The organism is Lolliginicoccus lacisalsi (assembly GCF_014841105.1).
Taxonomy (GTDB): domain Bacteria; phylum Actinomycetota; class Actinomycetes; order Mycobacteriales; family Mycobacteriaceae; genus Lolliginicoccus; species Lolliginicoccus lacisalsi.
Window position 1 is genome coordinate 26,409 of record NZ_JACYWE010000012.1, and the last position, 10,499, is coordinate 36,907.

12 protein-coding genes are annotated in these 10,499 nt (G+C 65.2%); 11 read left to right on the plus strand and 1 reads right to left on the minus strand.

Annotation, left to right across the window (positions count from 1 at the left end; all coding sequences use genetic code 11):
• Positions 1 to 63 precede the first annotated feature (63 nt).
• The 10 genes from HT102_RS15370 to HT102_RS15415 all read left to right on the plus strand — a co-directional run bounded on the left by HT102_RS15370 (position 64) and on the right by HT102_RS15415 (position 8,531).
• A complete protein-coding gene (locus HT102_RS15370; protein ID WP_333473496.1) occupies positions 64 to 609 on the plus strand; it encodes a hypothetical protein in 546 nt (181 codons plus the stop codon).
• A 291-nt stretch (positions 610 to 900) separates the two neighbouring features.
• A complete protein-coding gene (gene atpB, locus HT102_RS15375; RefSeq protein WP_192040334.1) occupies positions 901 to 1,686 on the plus strand; it encodes a F0F1 ATP synthase subunit A in 786 nt (261 codons plus the stop codon).
• Between the two features lie 99 nt (positions 1,687 to 1,785).
• Positions 1,786 to 2,028 carry an ATP synthase F0 subunit C gene (locus HT102_RS15380; protein WP_192040335.1) on the plus strand — a complete coding sequence of 81 codons (243 nt, stop codon included), beginning with the start codon at positions 1,786 to 1,788 and terminating at the stop codon, positions 2,026 to 2,028.
• Positions 2,029 to 2,030: 2 nt separating this feature from the next.
• Entirely contained in the window at positions 2,031 to 2,591 is a 561-nt protein-coding gene (locus HT102_RS15385; RefSeq protein WP_192040336.1) for a F0F1 ATP synthase subunit B, read from the plus strand.
• Positions 2,592 to 2,596: 5 nt separating this feature from the next.
• Entirely contained in the window at positions 2,597 to 3,415 is an 819-nt protein-coding gene (locus HT102_RS15390) for a F0F1 ATP synthase subunit delta (protein WP_192040337.1), read from the plus strand.
• A gap of 112 nt (positions 3,416 to 3,527) precedes the next feature.
• A complete protein-coding gene (gene atpA, locus HT102_RS15395; RefSeq protein WP_192040338.1) occupies positions 3,528 to 5,168 on the plus strand; it encodes a F0F1 ATP synthase subunit alpha in 1,641 nt (546 codons plus the stop codon).
• A 47-nt stretch (positions 5,169 to 5,215) separates the two neighbouring features.
• Positions 5,216 to 6,190, plus strand: a complete 975-nt coding sequence (locus tag HT102_RS15400; RefSeq protein ID WP_192040339.1) for a F0F1 ATP synthase subunit gamma — start codon at positions 5,216 to 5,218, stop codon at positions 6,188 to 6,190.
• Between the two features lie 5 nt (positions 6,191 to 6,195).
• Positions 6,196 to 7,644, plus strand: coding sequence for a F0F1 ATP synthase subunit beta (gene atpD / locus HT102_RS15405; RefSeq protein WP_192040340.1), 1,449 nt, complete (start codon positions 6,196 to 6,198; stop codon positions 7,642 to 7,644).
• Positions 7,645 to 7,650: 6 nt separating this feature from the next.
• A complete protein-coding gene (locus HT102_RS15410) occupies positions 7,651 to 8,019 on the plus strand; it encodes a F0F1 ATP synthase subunit epsilon (RefSeq protein ID WP_192040341.1) in 369 nt (122 codons plus the stop codon).
• Between the two features lie 65 nt (positions 8,020 to 8,084).
• Positions 8,085 to 8,531, plus strand: a complete 447-nt coding sequence (locus HT102_RS15415) for a DUF2550 domain-containing protein (protein ID WP_192040342.1) — start codon at positions 8,085 to 8,087, stop codon at positions 8,529 to 8,531.
• A gap of 3 nt (positions 8,532 to 8,534) precedes the next feature.
• Here the strand turns inward: HT102_RS15415 and HT102_RS15420 are convergent, their stop codons facing one another.
• Positions 8,535 to 9,134 (minus strand): cob(I)yrinic acid a,c-diamide adenosyltransferase, encoded by a 600-nt coding sequence (locus tag HT102_RS15420; RefSeq protein WP_192040343.1) that lies wholly within the window; start codon positions 9,132 to 9,134, stop codon positions 8,535 to 8,537.
• 50 nt (positions 9,135 to 9,184) lie between these two features.
• On the opposite strand from HT102_RS15420, the gene murA reads away from it, so the two are divergent.
• Positions 9,185 to 10,441: a UDP-N-acetylglucosamine 1-carboxyvinyltransferase gene (gene murA / locus HT102_RS15425; protein ID WP_192040344.1), complete on the plus strand. Its 1,257-nt coding sequence runs from the start codon at positions 9,185 to 9,187 to the stop codon at positions 10,439 to 10,441.
• Positions 10,442 to 10,499: the final 58 nt, after the last annotated feature.

A 10,499-nucleotide genomic window follows, 5' to 3' on the forward strand; every position in this document is an offset into this window, starting at 1 on the left:
CGCGCTGGTGGGCCGGGCGGCGAGCTAGGCATGGTGGCGTGGTACCCGCTACCCTCGGTGGCTGTGACTTCTGCGATGGATGATGACTTCAGCCCCCTGCCCGAGCAGGGGAGCGGTGGTGCCTCCGATCCTGGCCGTGACAGCACGCCGCGGTTGACCAACCCTGCGGTGGATCCGTCCGAGCCGCTGCGCGCGGCGGTGCGCTACGGCGCGTACGGGCTCGTGGTCCTCGCGATCGTTGGCGTGATCGCGGGCTATCTCTTCGCTGGCCTGCCAGGCGTGTGGGGCGCGCTGCTCGGAGCGGCGCTCGGCGGGGGATTCATCCTCTTCACCGCTGTGAGCGTGCTGTTCTCGGAGCGCCTCCCGATGGTCACCGGTGGAGCGGTGGTGCTCGGGGGCTGGGCGATCAAGATGCTGCTGGCACTGATCGTGTTCGCGACGCTCTCGCGGTTCACCTTCTACAGCCAGCCGGTGATGGCGCTCGTGGTGATCGGTGCGCTCGTGCTCGTGCTGGGCGCGGAGACCTATGGAGTGCTCAAGCATCGGGTCCCGTATGTCCAGCCGGAGCCGGAGCCTGTGAATCCAGCCACAAAATACGACGATGAGTAGTACTACACCTGGTCGTTAACAAGAAATAGCGCGCCCTGCTTGCACGAACCTGGCGAGAAGTTGATAGTGTCACCGACTAGCAGGAGCGGTGTGGCTGCCAGTGCAACCCCACGACCAGTCGGCCGCGATCTGCAGGATCTCGGGTCGATGCACTGCCCACCGGCAAAGTTGCGCCCAGAGAGCCGGGCTGTGTGATGCAATTGGGCATCGAGAGTCGCAGCTCCGAGATCGTTACTGTCCGATCACGCCGCGCACCGCGTGGCCAAACAACGGAAGAGACCGCTGAGCGTCATGAACCTGGCTGCCGGTGAATTCCATCCGCCGTCGCTGAAAGACTTCTTCCCGCCCGCGATCCTGTTCGAGGGCACCCCGTTCGAGCTCGACCGGCTGATGCTCATTCGCATCGTTGTTGCCGTGCTCATCGCGGTCTTCTTCGCGTTTGCCATGCGCAGCCCGAAGATCGTCCCCCGGGGCGTCCAGAACTTCGTCGAGGTCGCGATCGACTTCGTCCGGATCCATATCGCCGACGAGATCCTCGGCAAGACTCAAGGCAAGAGATTCCTGCCGCTCATCGCGACGATCTTCTTCCTGGTTCTCGGGCTCAACCTGACGGCAATCATCCCGTTCATCAACATCTCGTCGAACGCGCGGATCGGAATGCCCCTCGTCCTCGCTGTGCTCGCCTACATCGTGTTCAACTATGTCGGCATCAAGAAGTACGGCGCGTTCCGCTACCTCAAGAGCAGCATCGTCGTCCCCGGCGTGCCGTGGGCCCTCCACTTGCTGCTCATCCCTATCGAGTTCATCTCCACCTTCGTGCTCCGGCCGTTCACCCTCATGGTGCGACTCATGGCCAACATGCTCGCCGGACACGTCATGCTCGTGCTGTTCTTCAGCGCGACACACTACTTCCTCTTCACCAGCGAAGGCTTCATGAAGGTGTTCAGCCTCCCCGCGCTCATCGTGGGAATCGGCTTCACCTTCTTCGAGATCCTCGTGGTGTTCCTGCAGGCGTACATCTTCGCCCTGCTGACCGCTGTGTACATCGATCTCGCTCTGCACGCTGAAGAGCACTAGAGCCACCGGGTCCCGCGCTGCGCTAGCAGAGCGGGACGCTCCTGAACACGACCTGACCCGCCACGATCGTGGCAGGGCCAACAGAAAGGGAACACAACCATGAGCATCGCTTACCTGGCGCAGGAAGCATCAGAGGTCACCGGATCCGGATACGGCGCGATCGGCTACGGCCTCGCCGCGATCGGCCCCGGCATCGGCGTGGGCATCGTCGTCGGCAAGGCGATCGAGGGAATCGCCCGCCAGCCTGAGATGGCCGGCCAGCTGCGGACCCTCATGTTCCTCGGTATCGCCTTCACCGAGGCCCTCGCCCTCATCGGTATCGTCGCCGGCTTCATCTTCTGATCATGAATACAGCGAACATCGTCCTTCTAGCCGCGGAGGAGGAGCCCAACCCGCTCCTCCCAGCGGTCTATGACATCGTCTGGTCGATCGTCGCTCTCGCTGTTGTCGGCCTCGTGTTCTGGAAGTACGTCATCCCGCGCTTCCAGGAGCTTCTCGAGCGCCGGACGGACGAGATCGAGGGCGGCATCAAGCGGGCAGAGGCCCTGCAGGCCGACGCCAAGGAAGCGCTCGAGCAGTACCGCGCGCAGCTGGCAGAGGCTCGGTCCGAGGCCGCGAAGATCCGGGAGGAAGCCCGCGGCCAGGGCCAGCAGATCATCGACGAGATGAAGCAGCAGGCACAGGTGGAGTCCGACCGCATCGTTGCCAACGGGCAGTCGCAGCTCGAGGCCCAGCGCCAGCACATTGTCGCAGACCTGCGCAGCGACCTAGGTCGCACCGCTGTCGATCTCGCCGAGAAGATCATCGGCCAGTCCGTCGCTGACGACGCCAAGCGCGCCGCCACGGTCGACCAGTTCCTCAACGAACTCGAATCGATCAACGCAGACACGGCGACAGGAAAGTGAGCAGCATGTACGCAGCGAGTCGTGAGGCGCTAGCACGCACCACATCAGCGCTGGATTCCAGCCTTGGCGCGGGCGGTGGCAACGCCGGCGCAGCGGCGCAGGCAGGCGAGCAGTTGTTTGCCGTGGTTGATCTTCTTGATACCAACCGGGAGCTCCGGGTCCAGTTCACAGATACCTCAGCCACGCCCGAGCGCCGCGCCAGCCTGGTCGACAAGGTCTTCGCGGGCAAGCTTTCCCGCGAAGCGCTCGACATCCTCAAGGCCGCAGTGAGCCAGGATTGGTCCTCCACGTCCGATTTCCTGGGCTCGCTCGTCCACGTCGGCCGGATCGCCTTGCTGCGTGCAGCTGCTGAACAAGACCAGCTCCAGACGGTGGAGGATGAGCTCTTCCGCCTGGGACGGATCACCGCGGCCAACCCGGAGCTGGAGCAAGCCCTCTCCGACCGGACGCGCCCCGCCTCAGCAACACGTGATCTCTTGCGTCGTCTGCTCTACGGCAAGGTCACCGCCACCACCGAGGCGCTCGCGGCGCAGGCCGTCAGCCGTCGTCGCCAGGCACCTGCTGACGAGTTCGCGGACCTTTCGCAGCTCGCTGCCGAGCAAAGCGACCGCACGGTCGCGCACGTTCGCAGCGCGGCTCCGCTGACAGACAGCCAGCAGGAGAGGCTCGAGAGCGCGTTGACGCGAATCTATGACAAGCCCATCGCCATTCACACCGAGGTCGAGCCAGGACTGCTCGGCGGGCTTGTTGTCAGCGTCGGTGACGAAGTGATCGACGGAAGCGCGCAAGGGCGCCTAACCCAGCTGCGCAAGGCTCTAAAGTAGGTCACCGAAGGATCTTCGGCGACCTCGCACAGCGCACCGCGCGGCCCATCCACACAGACCACGAGAGGCTATCCGAAGCGATAGCCCGCAGACGACCGAGAGCAGGAACAACATGGCGGAGCTGACGATCTCCTCCGAAGAGATCCGTAGCGCGATCCAGAACTACACCGAGAGCTTCACACCGGAATCCTCCCGCGAGGAGGTCGGCCAGGTCATCGATGCGAGCGACGGCATCGCCCACGTATCCGGCCTTCCCTCAGCAATGGCAAACGAGCTCCTTGAATTTGCCGGGGGCGTGCTCGGTGTGGCCCTGAACCTCGATGACCGCCAGATCGGCGCCGTCATCCTGGGCGATTTCGACAACATCGAGGAAGGCCAGCAGGTCAAGCGCACCGGCGACGTGCTTTCTGTTCCCGTTGGCGATGGTTACCTCGGTCGAGTCATCAACCCGCTCGGCGAGCCCATCGACGGCCTCGGCGAGATCGAGTCCACTGGGACCCGCGCCCTCGAGCTCCAGGCCGCATCGGTCCTCGAGCGCCAGCCAGTCGGCGAGCCCCTGCAGACCGGCATCAAGGCCGTCGACGCGATGACCCCGATCGGCCGCGGCCAGCGCCAGCTGATCATTGGTGACCGCAAGACTGGCAAGACCGCGGTCTGCGTGGATGCGATCCTCAACCAGAAGTCCAACTGGGAGTCCGGCGACCCCAACAAGCAGGTGCGCTGCATCTATGTGGCGATCGGCCAGAAGGGCTCGACCATCGCCGGCGTCAAGACGGCACTCGAAGAGCGTGGCGCTATGGACTACACCACGATCGTCGCCGCCCCGGCCTCGGATTCCGCCGGCTTCAAGTGGCTCGCCCCCTACACCGGCTCCGCTATCGGCCAGCACTGGATGTACGAGGGCAAGCACGTCCTCATCGTGTTCGATGACCTCACCAAGCAGGCAGAGGCGTACCGCGCGATCTCGCTGCTCCTGCGTCGCCCGCCGGGCCGCGAGGCCTACCCCGGTGACGTCTTCTACCTGCACTCCCGCCTCCTCGAGCGCTGCGCCAAGCTCTCTGATGAGCTCGGAGCAGGATCGATGACCGGCCTGCCCATCATCGAGACCAAGGCCAACGACGTCTCGGCCTACATCCCGACCAACGTCATCTCCATCACCGATGGACAGGTCTTCCTCGAGTCCGACCTGTTCAACAAGGGCATCCGCCCGGCGATCAACGTCGGCATCTCGGTGTCCCGTGTTGGTGGCGCCGCGCAGACCAAGGGCATGAAGAAGGTCGCCGGCACCCTGCGCCTCGAGCTTGCACAGTTCCGTGAGCTCGAGTCGTTCGCGGCCTTCGCCTCCGACCTCGATGCGGCATCCCGCTCGCAGCTCGAGCGCGGCCAGCGCCTCGTTGAGCTGCTCAAGCAGGACGAGTACTCGCCCGTCCCCGTCGAGGACCAGATCATCACGATCTACGTCGCGGGCCAGGGCGTCTACGACAGCGTCCCCGTCGGCGATGTTCGTCGATTCGACACCGAGATGCTCGAGGACCTCCGGCGCAACGCGAAGTCGGTCTACGAGTCCATCGATGGTGGCAAGGCGCTTTCCGACGATGACATCTCCACGTTGATGACCGCGGTCGACAAGTTCAAGGAGGGCTTCATCGACTCCGAGGGCAGCCGCGTGGTCAACGAGGCCGAGGCCGACCCGCTGTCGGAGGACGAGGTGGACCAGGAGCAGCTGAAGGTCAAGCGCAAGGTTCGCCGATGACGCAGACGTCCGCTGCCCTACTAGCGATGAAGGAGCGTGACTGATCGATGGGAAGCTTGAGAGAGATTCGGTCACGAATCAAATCGGTCAACTCGACCAAGAAGATCACCAAGGCCCAGGAGCTCATCGCGACCTCCCGGATCGTCAAGGCACAGGCTCGCGTGACCGCGCACACCCCGTACGCGGCCGAGATCACTAAGGTGATCAGCGAGCTGGCCAGCGCCTCGCAGTCGCTGGACCACCCCTTGCTGTCCGAGCGCCCCGACCCCAGCCGGGCGGCGGTGCTCGTAGTGACCAGTGACCGGGGAATGTGCGGTGGCTACAACTCCAACGTCCTCAAGGAAGCAGAGGAGCTCATCCAGCTGCTGCGCCGTCAGGGGAAGACTCCAGTCCTCTACGTGCTCGGCAACAAGGGCCTCATCTACTACACCTTCCGCGAGCGCGAGGTGGCCGGAGCGTGGAACGGGTTCTCCCAGGCCCCCGGATACAGTGACGCCGCAAAGGCGAGCAAGCCCCTCGTCGAGCTGTTCACCGCTGGATCGGGCACCGAGGTTCCTTCCCCGAGCGGGGAAGGGACGGTCGAGGGCGTCGACGAGCTCCATATCGTCTTCACACGCTTCGTCTCGATGCTCACCCAGACCCCAGTGGTTCGCCGCATGGCGCCCATCGAGGTCGACATCGAGGAGGAGGAGCTGCAGCTCGGCGACGACCTCCTCAGCACGTCGCCCGAGGCCGAGGCGCCCAAGGCTGGCTGGAGCTTCGAGCCCGACGCCGATTCACTGCTTGCCGCGCTGCTGCCGAAGTACCTGAGCACCCGCATCTACGCGGCCCTGCTCGAGGCGGCAGCATCCGAATCGGCATCTCGCCGCACCGCGATGAAGGCGGCCACGGATAACGCCAACGAGCTGGCGAACTCCCTCACCCGGCAGATGAACCAGGCCCGCCAGGCCATGATCACCCAGGAAATCAGCGAAATCGTCGGCGGCGCGAACGCGCTGGCCTCGAGTTCAGGAAGTGACTGATCCACATGACCGCCGCAGTAACTGAAGCAACCAAGAACGGCTCATCCACAAGCGACGGCCGTGTAGTTCGAGTCATCGGCCCCGTCGTCGACGTCGAGTTCCCCCGCGGAGCTGTCCCGAGCCTGTTCAACGCGCTGAACAGCGACATCAGCCTGAAGACCGTCGCCAAGACGCTCACCCTTGAGGTGGCGCAGCACCTCGGCGACAACCTCGTGCGCACCATCTCGATGCAGCCCACCGATGGCCTGGTCCGCGGCACCCCGGTGCGCGACACCGGCAAGCCCATCTCGGTGCCCGTCGGTGACGTCGTCAAGGGGCACGTGTTCAACGCCCTGGGCGACTGCCTCGATGCACCCGGCACCGGGCGCGATGGCGAGCAGTGGGGCATCCACCGCAAGCCACCCGCGTTCGATGAGCTCGAGGGCAAGACCGAGATCCTCGAGACCGGCATCAAGGTCATCGACCTCCTCACCCCGTACGTCAGGGGCGGAGAGATCGGCCTGTTCGGTGGTGCGGGCGTCGGCAAGACCGTGCTCATCCAGGAGATGATCACCCGTATCGCCCGCGAGTTCTCGGGCACCTCGGTGTTCGCTGGCGTCGGTGAGCGCACCCGTGAGGGCACCGATCTCCACCTCGAGATGGAGGAGATGGGCGTTCTCCAGGACACCGCGCTGGTGTTCGGGCAGATGGACGAGCCGCCAGGAACCCGTATGCGCGTGGCCCTGTCGGCCCTGACCATGGCGGAGTACTTCCGCGATGTGCAGAAGCAGGACGTGTTGCTCTTCATCGACAACATCTTCCGCTTCACCCAGGCCGGCTCCGAGGTCTCCACGCTGCTCGGCCGCATGCCGTCCGCCGTGGGCTACCAGCCCACCCTCGCGGACGAGATGGGCGAGCTGCAGGAGCGCATCACCTCGACCCGTGGTCGCTCCATCACCTCGATGCAGGCCATCTACGTGCCTGCCGATGACTACACCGACCCCGCGCCGGCAACGACCTTCGCCCACCTCGATGCGACGACCGAGCTTTCCCGCCCGATCTCGCAGATGGGCATCTACCCGGCCGTGGACCCGCTGACCTCGACCTCGCGGATCCTCGAGCCGTCCGTCGTCGGCGCCGAGCACTTCCGCGTGGCGAACCAGGTCAAGCAGATCCTGCAGAAGTACAAGGAGCTGCAGGACATCATCGCCATCCTCGGCATGGACGAGCTGTCCGAAGAGGACAAGATCACGGTTGGCCGTGCTCGCCGCATCCAGAAGTTCCTCGGCCAGAACTTCATCGTGGCCGAGAAGTTCACCGGCGAGAAGGGCTCGGTCGTTCCGCTCTCCGACACCATCGAGGCATTTGACAAGGTGTGCAAGGGCGACTACGACCACCTCCCCGAGCAGGCCTTCAACAGCTGCGGCGGTCTCGACGATGTCGAGAAGGCCGCCGAGAAGCTCGCTGGGAAGTGATGACGCGTGTCTGAGATGTCAGTGGACCTCGTGGCTGTCGAGCAGCGATTCTGGTCTGGGAAGGCCAAGCTCGTTGTCGCGCAGACCACGGAGGGCGAGATTGGTGTGATGCCGGGTCACGAGCCTGTTCTCGGCCAGCTCATCGAAGGCGGCATCGTGGCGATCACCACGACCAATGACGAGCGGTTCGTCGCTGCGGTCGATGGTGGATTCATGTCAGTGACCGCGAACTCGGTCACCGTGCTCGCGGAAACCGCCGAATGGGCCCAGGACGTCGATGCCGACGCGGCTCGGAGCCAGCTCGAATCAGCGGGCGACGATGCTGAAGCGGCCGCTCGTGCACGCGGACGGCTGCGCGCGATCGACCGCATGTGATCGCGGCGGACAAGACACGCTAGGCTAGGAAGTCACAAGGCCGCGACAGCGAAGGATGGTCCCGAGTGGACGGTGGAATGGTGCTAGCGCTCATTCTGCTGCTTCTCATCCTCGCTGTCGCGGCTTTTGCGTACCGGTTGGTCCAGTTGCGCGCAGCCGGTGCCGGCGCCGTGATCCGGGCCCTTCCCGCGAAGGAAGGGCTCGGTTGGCGCTACGGGGTCATCCGGTACCGGGACGAGGACCTCAACTTCTATCGCCTGTCGCGAATGATCCCGGGGCCGAGCCTTCGGATCGATCGGCAGGATGCCGAGGTCAGCGAGCGGCGCGCGCCCACCAAGGGGGAGCGGGACCTCCTGGACCCCGGCAGCACCGTGATCAGGGGCAGCGTCGGGGAGGACGACTACGAGTTCGCCTTCGACCGGGACACCCTGACGGCTTTCCTTTCCTGGCTCGAGTCCAGGCCGCCGCGCCGCGCCCGGCGGCGTACCCGATGGACACCCCGCAAGTCCTAGCGGCTACGAATCCTGCTCGGGCTGTTCTCCGCGCGAGCCGCCACCCGGCGCCCACAGGACATCGTCGCCGCCGTTCGCCACGCGCGACAGGATGAACAGCAGGTCCGAGAGCCGATTCAGGTAGCGGGCCGGGAGCACTGACGTTGTCTCCGCCTCCTCCTCGAGCAATGCCCACACCGAGCGCTCCGCCCTCCGGGATACGGTCCGCGCCACATGGAGCTGCGCCGCAAGCGGGGTGCCGCCCGGCAGGATGAACGAGGTCAGTGGTTCCAAGCCCGAGTTGAACTCGTCGCACCATCGCTCGAGCTGGTCGATGTAGGAGCCATCGATGCGCAGCGGCGGATGCTCGGGGTCGGGACGCACCGGCGTGCAGAGGTCAGCGCCGACATCAAAGAGGTCGTTCTGCACTTGCCGCAGCACCTCGAGGATCCGCTCGGAGGACGTCCCGGCAGTGACGGCCACGCCAAGGACAGCATTGGTCTCGTCCACGTCGGCGTAGGCGGCGATGCGCGCGGATTGCTTGGGCACGCGGGAGAAATCACCAAGCCCGGTCGTGCCATCGTCGCCGGTCCGTGTGTAGATTCTCGTCAGATGCACGCTCATGTGAGCACCGTACCCGCGAAACCACCGGGGTACCGATAAGCTGATGCACTGTGAGCGAGAGATTTGTCGTAACTGGTGGTGGGCGGCTCGAGGGCGAAGTGGTGGTCGGCGGCGCCAAGAACAGCGTGCTCAAGCTGATGGCTGCGGCGCTGCTCGCAGAGGGCACGACGACCCTGACGAACTGCCCGGACATCCTGGACGTGCCGCTGATGGGCGATGTGCTCACCGGCCTGGGGTGCGAGGTCGAGCGAGATGGCAGCACCGTCCGCATCACGACGCCCGCGCAGCTCAAGTACCACGCGGACTTTCCCGCCGTCCGGCAGTTCCGGGCATCGGTCTGCGTGCTAGGACCGCTCGTCGCGAGATGCCACAAGGCCATCGTTGCCCTGCCGGGCGGGGACGCGATCGGCTCCCGCCCCCTCGATATGCACCAGGCTGGACTACGCCTGCTCGGTGCCACCAGCACCATCGAGCATGGGTGTGTCGTTGCGGAGGCCACGGAGCTGCATGGCGCGGATATTCGTCTCGCCTTCCCGTCGGTCGGTGCGACCGAGAACATCCTGATGGCCGCCGTGCTGTCGAAGGGGCGGACGATCCTCGATAACGCAGCGCGCGAGCCGGAGATCGTCGATCTGTGCATCATGCTGAGCCGGATGGGAGCCCGTATCGAGGGCGCGGGGTCGAGCACGCTCACTGTCACTGGGGTCGATTCGCTGAAGCCGGTCGATCATCGGGTGATCGGGGATCGGATCGTTGCCGCTACGTGGGGAGTCGCCGCGGCGATGACTCGGGGCGACGTGACCGTGAAGGGCATCAATCCCGCCCACTTGCAGCTCGTGCTCGACAAGCTCCGCGAAGCGGGGGGCGAGGTCACCCATGGCAAGGACTGGTTCCGCGTCGTGCAGCGGGAGCGACCGAAGGCGGTGAACTTCGCGACGCTGCCGTACCCCGGGTTTCCGACCGACCTCCAGCCCATGGCAATAGGCCTGGCCGCGGTCGCTGACGGGACGTCGATGATCACCGAGAACGTCTTCGAGGCACGCTTCCGGTTCGTCGAGGAGATGGTGCGGCTCGGAGCCGATGCCAAGACCGACGGCCATCATGCGGTGATCCGGGGCGTCGAGCAGCTCTCGAGCGCGCCCGTGTGGTCGTCCGACATCCGCGCGGGCGCCGGGCTCGTGCTGGCAGGGCTTGTCGCCGATGGCAAGACCGAGGTCTTCGACATCTACCACATCGACCGCGGCTACCCCTCGTTCATCGAGGACATCCAGGGGCTTGGCGGCGATGTGCAGCGGGTGGACGACTAGCTGCCCGCGTTGACGTTGAGGTTTGCTGCTGTGAGCTGGGGGTTTGTGCTGGGGGCGC

Bases quoted from the DNA above. Each gene is read 5' to 3' on its own strand.
- atpB (WP_192040334.1), top strand. From the start codon at position 901: ATGAACCTGGCTGCCGGTGAATTCCATCCGCCGTCGCTGAAAGACTTC.
- HT102_RS15380 (WP_192040335.1), top strand. From the start codon at position 1,786: ATGAGCATCGCTTACCTGGCGCAGGAAGCATCAGAGGTCACCGGATCC.
- HT102_RS15385 (WP_192040336.1), top strand. From the start codon at position 2,031: ATGAATACAGCGAACATCGTCCTTCTAGCCGCGGAGGAGGAGCCCAAC.
- HT102_RS15390 (WP_192040337.1), top strand. From the start codon at position 2,597: ATGTACGCAGCGAGTCGTGAGGCGCTAGCACGCACCACATCAGCGCTG.
- atpA (WP_192040338.1), top strand. From the start codon at position 3,528: ATGGCGGAGCTGACGATCTCCTCCGAAGAGATCCGTAGCGCGATCCAG.
- HT102_RS15400 (WP_192040339.1), top strand. From the start codon at position 5,216: ATGGGAAGCTTGAGAGAGATTCGGTCACGAATCAAATCGGTCAACTCG.
- atpD (WP_192040340.1), top strand. From the start codon at position 6,196: ATGACCGCCGCAGTAACTGAAGCAACCAAGAACGGCTCATCCACAAGC.
- HT102_RS15420 (WP_192040343.1), bottom strand. From the start codon at position 9,134: ATGAGCGTGCATCTGACGAGAATCTACACACGGACCGGCGACGATGGC.